This window comes from Oceanobacillus saliphilus (assembly GCF_023522835.1).
In the GTDB taxonomy this organism is placed as follows: Bacteria; Bacillota; Bacilli; order Bacillales; family Amphibacillaceae; genus Oceanobacillus; species Oceanobacillus saliphilus.
Genome location: NZ_JALCZU010000004.1, coordinates 96,458 through 110,854, shown reverse-complemented (window position 1 = coordinate 110,854; position 14,397 = coordinate 96,458). Strand labels below are relative to the sequence as shown.

The following is a 14,397-nucleotide window of genomic DNA, read 5'->3' as shown; positions in this document are numbered from 1 at the left end:
AGTAACATGGCTAAAGTTATATCAGCAGCAGAGGCTGCAAAATTAATCAAAGATGAAGATTTTGTAGCAACTACTACAAATGGGTTAGGTGGTCTTCCAGAAGATCTATTGGCTTCTATCGAAACGAGATACCAAGAGGAAGGGCATCCAAAATCAATCACTTTCGCTCATTCTTGTGGAATTGGTAATGGCCAGGAAGGAAGAGGATCTGACCATTTAGCATATGAGGGCTTAGTGAAACGTTTAATCGCAGGTCACACAGGAACTTCTCCAAAAATGGCAAAATTTGCTGCAGAAGGAAAAATTGAAGCATATTTGCTTCCACAAGGTGTTATGACCCACATGTACCGTTCTACTGCAAGTAAAAAACCTGGTGTGATGACAAAAGTTGGTTTGCATACGTATGTCGACCCGCGTGTACAGGGGGCGAAAGTGAATGACAACACAACAGAAGAATTAATTAAAGTTGTTGAATTTGACGGTGAAGAATATTTACATTATCCAAATCTTCCAATCGATGTTGCAATGATTCGTGCAACAACAGCTGACACAGCTGGTAATATCACAATTGAAGGTGAAACGGTTCATTTCGAACAACTACCTTTAGCTACTGCTGCAAAGAATAATGGTGGAATTGTTATTGTGCAGGTAAAACAAATTGCTGAAGCCGGTTCCCTTCGTCCAAAAGACGTAACTGTACCAGGGTCATTAGTGGATTACATTGTTGTCAATGAAACTCCTGAATATCACTCTCAAACGATGGGTTCGGTATATAATGAAGCCTTTACTGGAGATTTAAGAGTTCCATTGGATTCGATTCCTCCAATTAAGCTGGATCCTAGAAAGGTCATTGCTAGACGTGCAGCAATGGAGCTAGTTCCTGACTCTTTAGTTAACCTTGGAATCGGTATGCCAGCAGGTGTTTCCAGTGTAGCATCTGAAGAAGGTGTTGGAAATGAAATGACACTTACGATTGAGTTAGGTGTATTTGGCGGAACACCTGCAGCTGGCCTTGACTTTGGTGCAGCGTACAATGCAGGTTCGATGATCCCTCATGATAGTATGTTTGATTTCTATGATGGTGGCGGACTTGACACAGCATTCTTAGGTGCAGCTCAATTTGACAAGTTCGGTAATGTCAACGTGAGTCAATTCGGTTCAAAAGTAACAGGTCCTGGTGGATTTATTAATATCAGCCAATCATCCAAAAAAATAGTCTTTATGGGCACACTCACTGTAGGTGGGAAAGCAGAGATTAAAGACAATAAACTCGTTATCACCGAACAAGGAAAAGCGAAAAAGGCTGTTGAAGAAGTACAGCAAATTACGTTTAGTGGTAAGTTCGCAAATGAAACGAACCTCCCTGTACTATTTGTAACAGAACGAGCTGTATTTGATATCCATGAAGGTAGATTACGTCTTATCGAAATCGCACCAGGTGTTGATCTTGAAAAAGATATTTTAGAATGGATGGACTTCGAACCAGTTATTGCTGATGATCTTAAAGAAATGGATCCTGCCATTTTTGCTGAGCAATGGGGCGGTTTGAAAGAAATCATTGAATCCAAAAAAAGCAACTAAGAAAGATTAGGAAGTAACAGACCTTTAATCTGGATAAGCCAGCCTTGTAACGGATTCGTTGGGCTGGCTTATCCTCTAATTCGAAGAGCATCAGCCATAAAGGGAAAAAAGTCTCAGGGGGAATTCAAGTGAATATAAGTGAAATGTTAGGCGACTCTGCCAAGAGACAACCTAATAAAACAGCATATATATTTCAGGATAAAGCAACCACTTACAAAGAAATGGATGACCAAATCAATCGGTTTGCTCATGTATTGCAGGAGTTAGGTTATAAAAAAGGTGACCATATCGCTCTTGTTTTATGGAACTCACCTTATTTCGTCACGGCTTTTTATGGTGCGCTTCGAATTGGAGTAGTCGTTATTCCGATAAATCCAATGTTTACAGCGAATGAATTGGGTTATATTTTGAATAATGCTAAAGTTAAAGGGCTTGTCACAATGGATGTATTAAGTAGTCAGTTTGAGAAAATGGAAGTCGATTTACCGAATGTGTCTCATTATTTCTTCTGTGATTCTGGAGAGAATGATAACGTTGATCAAAGCAGTTTGTCATCCAACACTTTTAATTTCAATACAACGCTTGAAAACAGCCAACTACACTATAAACGTGTAGATTGTGATGAAGACGATACGGCAATGATGCTCTATACATCTGGTACAACTGGTCATCCAAAAGGAACGATGTTGACGTATAAAAATGTTTACGCCAATGCTTTTTATAATACAGAGCATCTGGAATACAATGAAAATGACCTTGTTATTGCAACATTACCCATGGTACATGCCTTTTGTTTAGGGGTGGGGCTGTGTGGACCTTTATTAAGAGGTGCAACCGTATTAATTGTACCTAAATTTTCTCCAGCTGAGGTGTTTCGGATTGCGAAAAAATATAAAGCAACCATTTTTGCTGGTGTTCCAACCATGTACAGTTACTTGCTTCAGACAGCAGAAAAGGATGCTAAATTAAATGAGGCTTTTCGCTCCATTCGTTTATTTGTGTCAAGTGGTGCTTCTCTTCCGGTAACATTGCTTTATAAATTTGAAAAGATTTTTAAAGCTGCAGTTATAGAAGGGTATGGCTTATCTGAGGCCGCTAGTGTTTCCTATAACCCTGTTAATCATTCTAGAAAGGCTGGATCAATTGGCCGTCCAGTAGGGAATGTCGAAATGAAAGTAGTGGATGAACAAGGGAATGAACTTGCCGTTGGAGAAGAAGGGGAACTAATCATTTCTGGCTCTAGTGTGATGAAAGGGTATTTTAACTTACCTCAAGTTACTTCCGAAACATTAATAAATGGCTGGCTATACACCGGTGATATTGCACGGATGGATGAAGAAGGCTTTTACTATATTGTAGACCGGAAAAAAGACATTATTATTGTCAGTGGCTATAATGTCTATCCAAAAGAAGTCGAAGAAGTACTATACTCCAATCCGTATGTGAAAGAGGCAGCGGTCATCAGTCAACCACATCCGACCTCGGGAGAGTCTGTTGTTGCATATGTGTCTTTAAACAATCATACGGTAACCGAAGAGGTGTTATTACAATATTGTAAAGAAAGATTGGCAAAGTATAAGGTACCAGTTAAAGTGAAATTTTTAAAAGAGTTACCCAAAAACCCGACCGGAAAAATAATGAAAAAATCACTTCGAATAAAGAGTAAAAAGGTGAGAGAAGTCATCTAACTAAGCTAAGTGAGGTGGACTTCACTCCCTATACCAGTTATCATATCAATCTAATTGACAATCAGTATCTATATACTGGTTGTTTTTTGGCAGGTAGGAAAGTATAAAACTTTCCTACCTGCATAAGCGCAACTGAGGCTGTCACTGAAAGGCTGTGACAACCAAGTTTTCTAAAGATAATTTAATTCATAGAAAGGTGAAACTAGCTGTATATCTTACATGCTATGGATACTATGTCAATGTATCATAACTGATTCCATTGACGTTCCGCGGAATTAGCAATAAAATAATAGTTGCAAAGTAAGTGAAAAACTTCACAAACTTAAAAAGGAATGAAACTACTATTTTTTATATAATTATGTGAAATAGTGATCAAGCAAAAATAATAGAACTACATTGAAAAAGGACTGCTTAGAGGGGTGAGCTAATGTTAAAAAGTAATTTAAATTGTGATGTTACCGACCAAGTAGCTGTTATTACCTATAATAATCCGCCGCTGAACATTATGAGCATTAACATGTTGAAGGAATTACAAGGTCTGATTGAAGCATGCAATCAGAATGAAGACGTACGTGTCATTATTTTTACGACTGCTGGAGACAAGGTCTATACTGCAGGAATGGATCTAGATGAAATGACTTGTTTAAATCGAAGTGAATTACATGCTTATCTTCGGGTATCAAGAGACACGTTTGCAGCATTTGAAGCAACTTGCAAACCAATTATTGTCGCAATGAAAGGTATTGTCCGCGGCGGAGGATTAGAAATGGCACTTGCCAGTGACTTCCGAATCTGCGGTGAAAATACAAACTTTGCGTTACCCGAAATCAATGTTGGAATTTTCCCTGGCGGTGGTGGGACACAACGTTTGCAACGTTTAATCGGTCAGGCAAAGGCGAAAGAACTCATTTACTTTGGAAAAGTATTCACCGCTGAAGATGCCCAAAAATGGGGAATTGCCAATAAGGTGGTTCCGAATGAGCAAGTGTTAGAGGAGGCACTAAACTGGGCGCGAGAGCTAAAGGAAAAGTCTCCGGTTGCTCTTACGAATATAAAAGAAGTCATGCAAATGGGGGCTAACTTGAATCTGACAGAGGCACTTAAATACGAAAGTTATTCCTTCCTCGATATGTTCAATACAGAGGATCGTCGAGAAGGTATTCAAGCATTTAAAGAAAAAAGAACAGCTGAATATAAAAACCAATAAAATTAAAAGGTGGAATTTGAAATGACAAAAATTACAGATTTATTAGGAATCAAATACCCAATTTTCCAAGGTGGAATGGCTCGAATTTCTTTAGCCCCATTAGTAGCAGCTGTAGGTGAAGCAGGAGGAATCGGTTTTATTACAGCTGGTGGAATGACAGCTGCTGAAGTCAGAACAGAAATTAATAAGACTAGAGAATTAACGGAAAAACCATTTGGAGTAAACTGCATGTTGATGAACCCGCATACTCCAGAAATCATAGACGTTATTATTGAAGAAGGCATAAAAGTCATTACAACTGGCGCAGGAACTCCGAAACCTTATATGGAAAAATTAAAAGCAGCAGGTGTGAAAGTATTTTCAGTTGTCCCTTCTGTTAAACTGGCTAAGAAAATGGAAGAATTAGGTGTTGATGGTGTGATAGCTGAAGGTACGGAATCTGGTGGTCATGTTGGTGAAACAACAACAATGGCACTTGTCCCACAAGTAGTTAGCGCTGTTAACATACCTGTACTTGCAGCAGGTGGGATTGCTGATGGCCGTGGAATGGCTGCAGCATTTGCTTTAGGAGCTGTAGGCATACAAATGGGTACTGTATTCTTAACGACAGAAGAATGTCCCGTACATGAAAACTTTAAAAAAGCTGTATTAAACCAAACAGATACGGATACTACCGTAACAGGTCGTTCACTTGGTGCACCAGTTCGAAGTATTAAGAATGCGATGATTAGCCGTTATCTTGAAATGGAAGAAAGTAAAGCATCCAGAGATGAATTGGAAGAATTGTCATTAGGATCTCTATACAAAGCAGTTGTGGAAGGAAAGGTAGATGAAGGCTCTGTAATGTCAGGCCAAATCGGCGGGATGATTAAGGAAAAGAAAAGCGTAGAGCAAGTGATAACAGAAATTGTCAACGAAGCAAAAGAAACAATCAACGCACTGCACACAAGTCCAATCATGGAGAAAGAATTGAGTTACTCTTAATCCGTTACTACCTTTATAAATAGAACGAAGGCATTCGCTAAAGACTTTGCGAATGCCTTCGTTTTTTTATCGTAGAAATTTACATAGTACAGCAGCTTGGGTTCATTTACAAATTGGATTCGGGCACATCTCTTTCTATGGTTCATTTGTTGAAAAGCTCTTATCTGCTCTTCTTCCTAGTATTCTCGTTTTTCACACTCGCTAAAACACTCCTGTAAATCTTAAAAATTATAAAACAATGATATGGATGCTAATAATCGTGCCCATCTAACAAATTTCCTCATAACATGTAATTTATGTAAAGGCTCCCTTTATTTTTTTCAAAATGTAGTTTCCTATCAAACTACCGGTTATAATTTAATAACGTACATATAACCAAACGTTAATGATCAAGCTTAGTTATGGCTTTCTACATATCCCAGTTAAACGATTGAACCTATTTTTTGGTGCGAAAGTTGAGTTTTTAACATTATAATTATAATAAACGTAACTTCAATTATTAAGTAAAAATAAACTTTTCCAATAATCGAATTGGTATGGCTTATACTTAAGGCAGAGAAGAGGAGGAACCATGGCTGAAACGAGTAAAATTCTTATTGTAGAAGATGATTATGAAATTGCCCGTATTATGAGGGATCACTTGCGTAGAGAAGGCTTCCAAGTAGCATGGGCATCTACAGGTGTGGAAGGATGGGATGATTTCAAACAAGATTCATTTGCATTGGTAATTGTGGATTTGATGTTACCGGAAATGGATGGATTTACTTTGTGCAAAACGATTCGTCTGGAAAGTGATGTACCTGTATTAATTGTCAGCGCAAAAAACGAGGACGAAAACAAAATTCTTGGACTTGATCTTGGCGCAGATGATTATTTAACAAAGCCATTTAGCTTAAGGGAATTGACAGCGCGGGTTCATTCACATCTAAGAAGATATCAACGGTATGCAACGAAGCATTCTAATGAAGAAATGGTTACCTATAAACATGGATTGGCTATCGATTTCGTTCATGAAGCTGTATTTATGGATAATGAATTGATCGATTTGACGGCAAAAGAGCAGGATATATTGTTTCTGCTTGCCAAGAATCCGTATATTACATTTGAAAAATCAAAAATATATGAGCATGTATGGCAACTGATGAATGTAGATGGTAATAATACAGTGACCGTTCATATTAAAAGCTTGAGAACCAAGCTTGGGGACACGCAAAAGAAAGCTAAATTCATTCAAACGGTTTGGGGAGCAGGTTACAGGTTTATAGGTGAACAACTCGTATGAAAATTAAAAATTGGCTTATACTGAGCTATTTAATTGTCATGATCCTGCCTATTGCAGCCATTTATTTCATATATATTAGCCTAAGTGATTATGATGAACAAATGGATTTAAAGGAATACTTTGATTTCCAGGAATTAGTCTTTGACCTGGAAAGTCATCTGCATCATGTATCTTTATATGACATTCAACCTGAAGCAAATTATGAGCATCTGATGGATCTTGTGAGTGATTCTATCAAAATAGATCTTTATAGATATGACGGAATTTCGTTGTTTTCGACAATGGATACGCCTGGAACGATGAAGTTTTTCCGGATGAATCAAGATGTTCTGTACAAAGATTTAAATGAATACCAGAAAAAACCGCGGACATATTCAGTTAAAAGGCTTGTATTTGATCAGGAAGATCGTTTGGTCGGATTATACGAAATAACAAAAGGTCGGAATGCATGGGTGGAAACATCCAATCAGCACACTTATTTCATGATGCTTCTATTTGTTGTATTTTTCTTAGGTTTATATTCAATTGTGATTTTGGTCATCAATCGCAAGCTGAATCAGCCGCTGGAACAGTTGCAACTTCATATGAGTGCGTTTGCTAAGGGAAAGGAATTGAATCAAAGATTAGTTAAATCGAAGGATGAGATTGGGGTACTCATGTCCCATTTTGAAGAAATGAAAGTCCAGATTAAAGAAACGAGAGATGCACTTGTCAAACAACAGCAGGAGAAGGAATATATGGTCGCTTCCTTATCACATGATCTTAAAACACCATTAACCGTTATTCGTACATATACAGAAGCATTGGAAAATCATCACCTAACGGATGAGGAACGCAAGGAATATCAAGCAATACTCTATAAAAAATTGGAACATATGAAACAAATGATTGAAGATTTGTCTATCTTTACTGCTTTACAGTCATCAGAGAATAGATTAGCGACTGTCCAAGTAAATGGTGAGGAATTTTTTGAAATGCTATTTTCGGGCTATGAGGAACCATGTTCAAGAAAAAATATACATTTAATAACGAAATTAGATACTCGAAATTACTATGAACTGGATCCGAAACAGATGATTCGAATGGTAGATAACTTGATGGATAATAGTATTCGCTATACACCAGTGCATCAGAGGATATGGTTGGCTGCTATTTCATCCAAAAGGGAATTGCCGGATTGGGTTTTTTCTGAATTACAGAATGAAGTGAATACGTGGAGAAAAGATGGAACAATTATGCTTATTCAAAATGAAGGGAAAGGTATCGAACAAAGTCAGATTAAAAATGTATTCCAACCCTTCTACCAGGATGATGCATCGAGAGGAAAGGGTGCAACTTCAGGGTTAGGATTAAGCATTGCAAAGATTATTATGGAAAAACATGATGGGAAAATAAATCTATGGTCTATAGAAAATAAAGGGACATTAATTGCCTGTTGGATCAAGGAAAGGGGATCACTATGAAGTTTACATGGAGAAAATGCGTCGTTTTATTAAGTATTTTAACCTTACTATTAGGAGGTTGCTCACAAAATAGGAATGTGTCAGCAGAGGAAATCATCCATAATGCCATTGAATCGGAAAAGGACGTAACTACATATCAAGGTGAATCTGTCATGAAGTTATATGAAGGAGACGAAGTGATTGAACATGCTATCTTACAAGAATATGTAGCAGGTGAAAAAAGAAAAGTTGTTACAGAGGATCAATTACGGAACGAAGTGGTGGAAGTATTCAATGATGGAATGAAAATGCTCATGTACGATCAGGGTAGTGGGCAGGCACATGAAATGGATATGACGGAATTGGGAGCATTAGGAGGCTTGAGCCCTAAAGAACAACTGAAATCAATGCTAGAATCGATGAAGGATTCTCATTCCTATGAAGTAGTCGGAGAAGAAAAACTGCTTGACTTTGACACGTACCATATTAAATTAAAAGCCAATCATGCGGATGATTTACTTGGCGATATGGATTTATGGGTCGAAAAGAAAACGTGGTTTGTTGTAAAGTATGTCTCCGTAACTGGGGATAATCGAATTGAATTAGAGTATACAGAATTAGACTTCTCACCAAATTTTTCTGAAGGAGTATTTACGATAGATATTCCCGAGGATGTTGAAATCGCAAACTTAGAAGATGATTTTCTACCGGACACCGTGACGGTAGAAGAGGCTGAAGAAGCTTTAGGTCAACCGATACTATTATTTCCAGAAGAAGATGTATACCTTTCTGGAGTTCAAATGTATGATTTTTCGGAAGAACTGAATAGATATGAAGTGGAGCTAACGTATAACTCGAAAGACGATATTCCGGTGCTTTATGTATCGGTGTTCCCATCACCTGAGGATATGGAAATAACAGAGGGTGAAATGAATATCCGGGGTAATATCGCGGAATATGATGCGTTCATTAATGGCATATTTTGGGATGAAGGTGGTCTGCGGTATTCGCTTTTAATAATGAATCCCGATATTGATCCCGATGAGATCGTTCAGTTAACAGAAAAAATGAAATTTAGCTCAGAAAAATAACAGATTAATTTTGGATTAAGGGGCAACAGGCAAGTGAAAATTCGGGGGTATCATGATGAGAAAGATAAGTAATTGGGTCTTTAAGGAAAAAAAAGGGAAATGCGTTACTTTTAAAAGATTTGTGCAATATTATCATCAAATGGTCTATCAATTTTGTTATATCATGATGGGAGATAACAAAAAAGCCGAAGAGCTGGCAAACGATACTTTTCTATATGCTTATTCTGAAAAGGAGAATTATGAAAATAACCGCAAGTTTGAACTATGGTTGTATCAGACGGCAGTAATCTTGGCGAAGAAGCAATTAGATGAGAATTCTTCAACTGTTGATTTTGCTGAAAAGCTTCAGGCCAGTCACTCCAACATCGATTGTTTTGCAGATAACGGGCAGTTGTCAAATGACATTCAGTTCCTTTTGATGAACTTAACCATGAAACAACGATTATCGCTTATACTGAAATATTGTAATCAATTATCTGTACATGAGATTTGTGAAGTGCTTGACACAACAGAATCTGAAATCCGATCCTATATTTGTCAAGGACGAGAGGAATTACGGGAAAAAATGAAGGAATTTGCTATCTAAATTCAATATCTGTTCATCTTTTGCTCTGAATGGCAATAGCCTATTTATAGGGGCGTTGGTTTAAGAAAAATCACGTATGGCGTTTGGTAGGCTTTAGCCTGAAGGATAGTTGACAATTGAAGGGTTGCCATGGCAGTGTTCCTCGGTTATACTAGTTGCAAAAGGGATCAATCTGGCCTTTAGGTCATCTCATTTAGAGTGAAGTTTCACTTTATGAAAGACAGGTTTATACCTGTCTTTTTGATATTGAAAAGGAGTTGTTGATCATGAGTTATGTACTTCGATGGTCTATTTTTATTGTTGGAGTGATGATCTTCAGTTTCGGGATTGCTTTAACGATAAACATGCAGCATTTGGGAATACATCCATGGGACGTATTGAATGTTGCATTTTCTAATAACGTCGGACTGTCCATTGGCAGCTGGAATATCATTATTTCGATTGTGCTCATTATTTTCTCGTTGTTTCTGGACAAAAGCTACGTGAAATTGGGTACTTTTGCAAATGCTATTCTCGTCGGGATGTTCGTTGATCTCTACCTATGGCTGGATTTCCTGCCGGTGGTTACCAATACGTGGGTGGATGTCATCATGATGCTTGCAGGTATTGTTATTATGGGGTTTGGCGGAGGAATGTATAATGCCGCTGGAGTTGGATCAGGACCGAGGGACGGATTTATGCTATCTATATCCGATAAATTAGGTGCACCAATTGGAAGGGTGAGAATAATTACGGAAAGTGCTGTTCTCGTTATAGGACTCCTTATTGGTGGACCAGTATTTTTGTTTACATTCATATTTACCTTCATACAAAGTCCGATATTTCAATACAGCTATTTACGAGTCGGAAAGTTTGTGCTTAAGATGGAATACAATGTTAATAGATTACCCGGCAGAAAGCATGGAACATGATTACTGCTGATAACTTAATTGACAATCTAACTTAGCTCTTCGCTGTTTATAAAAAATTCATTATCTCCAATAAAGCATTTTCATCAACAATAAAATCCTGTAGCCACAGCCAGGTGAACAAAAGAACTACTAATGTACTAATGATCATGATCAGGATAACGGTTTTACCTTTCAAGTCACACACCTCTTTCATTTCTAAAGATAGAATAGCAAAAGAAACGCAAGGTGTAAACGAAAATTTTTTTAGACGTTATCATTGGATGCAGCAGAGGACCTGAATAAACTACAATCAGTTCTATTGGGAAGTGTCAGTCATAAAGTCGCTAATAGAGTAGCGTGTCCTGTTTTAATAGTCAAATGATAGATACACCACTAAAAATAGGATGAACATGATATCATGTTCATCCTATTTCACCGCACCTGCAACATCATATTCGCTTAAATCGATATCAAGTTCTTCCCCGACAGCAAGTTTAGCTAATTGCATACCGATGTATGGTCCCATCGTTAATCCGGAAGAGCCAAGTCCATTGGCAAGCAGCAGCCCATTGAACCCAGGAAGTTGACCGATTACCGGTAAAAATCCTGGTGTGAAGGGACGAAAACCGACTCTAGTCTCTAATATTGTACTATTGCTTAATCCTGGTGCAACTGCCATTGCCTTATTTAAGATCTCATGCATTCCACCAGCAGTAACACGGCAATCTAAGCCGACATCATTTTCATGTGTTGCTCCGACAACAATTCGGTTATCATCGAATGCCAGCATATACTGGTCTGCAGGAGGCATAACAACAGGCCATCTGGATGTAGACATTTCAGGGACACCTAAATGCAGGATTTGGGCCCGCTGCGGTGTTACATCAAAAGTTACTCCCAATGGCTCGATCAATTCATTCATCCAAACACCTGTGGCAGCAATAACATAGTCAGCCTCTATCTTTTCCTCTTCAAATGAAACTCCTAATATGTTCGTTCCTTCATATAAAAGACTCGCATTACCATGCAGGATGTGCGCGCCATGTTTTTTCGCTCCATTCAATAAAGCATTCCGCAATTTACGCCCATCTACCCTCGCGGCACCACTTACATAAATAGAACTGTACATATCGGACAGAAGCGGGAACATGTTTTTGGTTTGGTCCGCATCCAGTAATGCGATATCACCAATTTCCGGAGCTTCCTCACGCCTTCTCAAAGCACGTTCCTGCATGCCGTTCAGTTTTTTCAAATCGGTATGTATACTGATCGCCCCGACCTGCGCGTATCCAGTATCTGTTTCTCCGTCATTTGCTAGATCTTCAATCAATTCCTGATAGATCTTTGCACCGTTTCTTGCCAAGCGATACCATGCCTTATTTCTGCGTTGGGATAGCCATGGGCAAACAATTCCCGCAGCTGCATCTGTCGCCTGCCCTTCGTCCATGCGATCAATGATTATGACATCTGCGCCTTCTTTGGCAAGGTAATACGCAGTACTGGAACCTAGAATTCCACTACCTATAACAATATATTTATTATTCATACTCGTTACTTGTCACCACTTGATGCATCGCTTTGATTTTTCCAAGATGTTCTGCTTCATGGTTTGAAAGCATGATTAATAGGTCACTATATGTTTCGATACTGCCGAATGGTACTTTTATGGAAACATTTGATTTCCAGAATAAATCATTGAATTCATTAATCCGATTTTGCTGTTCTTCCAATTCTTTTATTAAAACATCTAGTGTTGGTGCTGCTTCCGTCCAATCAGCAGGCTTGGTACCTGAACCAAAAAGGTCTGCATATTTTGCAGGAATATTTGTTGATTTCTTAGGGTACATAAAGAAAAACTTCTCATTTGTTACGAGCACATGACCAATATGCCAGCGAATCGTATTATTGAAATAGGTGGATTGGGCATCGACAGTTTCCTCATCCAATTCTTTAATAAATGTTAGTAATGATATTCTTGTTAAATTAAATTGTTTTCTTGACATTAAAATCCCTCCGATAGTATTGATTATAATGGAATTCAGTCTCCTTTAACAGTATTTAGGAATACATATAGAAAAATTCCAAGCTAATCCTTCATAACTCCATTATCGGATAATGAAATTAACAAATGAATCTTGGTAGAATTAGGAGGGGTGCAGATACACTGCTTATGTTGACTTTCATTGCATTTGATATAAAATGACATAACTTCTTTTTATGTTAAAACAACAGAACTGATAATGGAAAATAGTTTCTCAGAGCTGGTTAGAGGAATGCTGCCAATTACTAATCATGCAATAGCTGAAATTGCATCATACAGCTTCACCAGTAAGGATGGGCGGAGATGAATCCTGGGAAAAATAAAACAATTTTTTTGAAAAAGTGTACAAGCTGACGAATCATTCCTTGTTCTGCGACAACAGCACATGTACGAAGACCCCGCAGAGCGGTTTTCTCGGTGAAGCTGATGCCGTGCTCGTGAAAAAGACTGCACCTTTAGTGATTCTGGACTGGTAAAGCTGATGTTAATGGAGCGTTTTTTGTTTCTTTTTATAAAAATACTGAATGCGCTAAAGGTAGATCAAAAGCATTTATTATTTTTTGCTTAATATTTTGTTGTTGGAAGACTCCAAACCAGCCGCCCGCGGAAAGCGAAGTGTATACGGGCTGCGTTTGCCTAAGAAACATTCTTCCATAACCAGCCCTACAGATATAACATAGCTGAAGTTACTTCGTAGTTCACATAAAATGTTCTGCTTATATAGCAACAAAAATTACGAAAACCCGCCTTACTTTTTTCAAGCTAGCGACGATTATTAATGGCATTCTAAGTTTAATCCAGTTAAACATTGGAATTTATTTTATAGGTACGAAAGTTGAGTTAGTAATGAATGGCACTGAAGCAAGCAGGTTCATAAACGGGTATTGAAAAGTCAACGATTGTCTTTTTCAGTAAAAAGAAAGTAAAATAAGAATATAGGGAAAAGGATATACAGTTGTTTGTACACTTCATTTGATATAGTACTGATATCATACAAAATGTAAGGAGTTGTCTTGTTTGGGAGAAACAAAGGGGAAATTTAAAATGGGATGGTTCGGTTGGACATTCATCAGTGTAATTACCATTACCATTATTATATCAAGTTTATTCTTTTTTAATGTATTTCAACTGGATATGAGTACCATATTCAATGATGAAACAAGGGGAAATACAATAGACGAAAAAGACCTGACAGAAGAGGGAAGAGAAGAAGTTGAAAGGGTTCGGTCTACGATAGGACAGGAGCACGCCGAGATTGGTCAATTTGTTTCCAGTGTACATGATTTTTACAACAAAACGACTGGGTATGGTGGCATTAATAATTTGGATTGGGACGAACAGAAGGAACAGTCGGAATATGTGATTAATACAATTGAGGATATGAAAACAGATATATCAGATGAAGCTCTAATTGCAGATTTAGAATCCATCGTAACGCTTGCTCAGGGAACGTTTGAGGAAGAAGATTCATCCAATGTACGTTACCTCCATAGATATTTTCATGATCTGGACATTGCATTGAATGCGTATTCGTCCTATGATCTTTGGAATGTTACGGAGACATTGAAACATGTTGAATAATCAAAAGTCTATTCAACATAGAAA

At 37.9% G+C, this 14,397-nt stretch carries 13 protein-coding genes and 1 pseudogene; 11 read left to right on the top strand and 3 right to left on the bottom strand.

Translation table 11 applies throughout. The features are described from left to right. Positions 1 to 6: 6 nt before the first annotated feature. The 9 genes from MN204_RS08630 (at position 7) to MN204_RS08590 (ending at position 10,772) form a co-directional block, all read left to right on the top strand. Positions 7 to 1,581: an acyl CoA:acetate/3-ketoacid CoA transferase gene (locus MN204_RS08630; protein ID WP_249870683.1), complete on the top strand. Its 1,575-nt coding sequence runs from the start codon at positions 7 to 9 to the stop codon at positions 1,579 to 1,581. A 128-nt stretch (positions 1,582 to 1,709) separates the two neighbouring features. After that, on the top strand, positions 1,710 to 3,269 hold the full coding sequence (locus MN204_RS08625; protein ID WP_249870682.1) for a long-chain-fatty-acid--CoA ligase: 1,560 nt from the start codon (positions 1,710 to 1,712) through the stop codon (positions 3,267 to 3,269). A 427-nt stretch (positions 3,270 to 3,696) separates the two neighbouring features. Further along, entirely contained in the window at positions 3,697 to 4,476 is a 780-nt protein-coding gene (locus tag MN204_RS08620) for an enoyl-CoA hydratase/isomerase family protein (protein WP_249870681.1), read from the top strand. A 21-nt stretch (positions 4,477 to 4,497) separates the two neighbouring features. After that, a complete protein-coding gene (locus tag MN204_RS08615) occupies positions 4,498 to 5,460 on the top strand; it encodes an NAD(P)H-dependent flavin oxidoreductase (RefSeq protein WP_249870680.1) in 963 nt (320 codons plus the stop codon). 571 nt (positions 5,461 to 6,031) lie between these two features. Further along, positions 6,032 to 6,742, top strand: a complete 711-nt coding sequence (locus MN204_RS08610) for a response regulator transcription factor (RefSeq protein WP_249870679.1) — start codon at positions 6,032 to 6,034, stop codon at positions 6,740 to 6,742. Then, positions 6,739 to 8,205, top strand: coding sequence for a HAMP domain-containing sensor histidine kinase (locus MN204_RS08605; protein WP_249870678.1), 1,467 nt, complete (start codon positions 6,739 to 6,741; stop codon positions 8,203 to 8,205). The genes MN204_RS08610 and MN204_RS08605 overlap by 4 nt, the downstream gene beginning before the upstream one ends. Next, positions 8,202 to 9,275 carry a LolA family protein gene (locus MN204_RS08600; RefSeq protein WP_249870677.1) on the top strand — a complete coding sequence of 358 codons (1,074 nt, stop codon included), beginning with the start codon at positions 8,202 to 8,204 and terminating at the stop codon, positions 9,273 to 9,275. Before MN204_RS08605 ends, MN204_RS08600 begins: the two co-directional genes overlap by 4 nt. Before the next feature lie 55 nt (positions 9,276 to 9,330). Beyond that, on the top strand, positions 9,331 to 9,861 hold the full coding sequence (locus MN204_RS08595) for an RNA polymerase sigma factor (protein WP_249870676.1): 531 nt from the start codon (positions 9,331 to 9,333) through the stop codon (positions 9,859 to 9,861). A 266-nt stretch (positions 9,862 to 10,127) separates the two neighbouring features. Continuing rightward, positions 10,128 to 10,772, top strand: coding sequence for a YczE/YyaS/YitT family protein (locus MN204_RS08590; protein WP_249870675.1), 645 nt, complete (start codon positions 10,128 to 10,130; stop codon positions 10,770 to 10,772). A gap of 46 nt (positions 10,773 to 10,818) precedes the next feature. On the opposite strand, the gene MN204_RS21250 is transcribed toward MN204_RS08590, so the two are convergent. After that, positions 10,819 to 10,947, bottom strand: a complete 129-nt coding sequence (locus MN204_RS21250; protein WP_306798636.1) for a hypothetical protein — start codon at positions 10,945 to 10,947, stop codon at positions 10,819 to 10,821. 80 nt (positions 10,948 to 11,027) lie between these two features. Here MN204_RS21250 and MN204_RS08585 point away from each other — a divergent pair. Then, positions 11,028 to 11,133, top strand: a pseudogene (locus MN204_RS08585) (universal stress protein); the annotation flags it as partial. 45 nt (positions 11,134 to 11,178) lie between these two features. On the opposite strand, the gene MN204_RS08580 reads toward MN204_RS08585, so the two are convergent. Beyond that, the gene (locus MN204_RS08580; protein ID WP_249870674.1) at positions 11,179 to 12,297 is read right to left on the bottom strand and encodes an NAD(P)/FAD-dependent oxidoreductase; all 1,119 of its coding nucleotides are present in this window, start codon (positions 12,295 to 12,297) and stop codon (positions 11,179 to 11,181) included. After that, a complete protein-coding gene (locus tag MN204_RS08575) occupies positions 12,290 to 12,754 on the bottom strand; it encodes a DinB family protein (RefSeq protein WP_249870673.1) in 465 nt (154 codons plus the stop codon). Before MN204_RS08575 ends, MN204_RS08580 begins: the two co-directional genes overlap by 8 nt. 1,055 nt (positions 12,755 to 13,809) lie before the next feature. On the opposite strand from MN204_RS08575, the gene MN204_RS08570 reads away from it, so the two are divergent. Next, positions 13,810 to 14,373, top strand: a complete 564-nt coding sequence (locus MN204_RS08570) for a hypothetical protein (protein ID WP_249870672.1) — start codon at positions 13,810 to 13,812, stop codon at positions 14,371 to 14,373. The last annotated feature ends 24 nt before the right edge of the window (positions 14,374 to 14,397 follow it).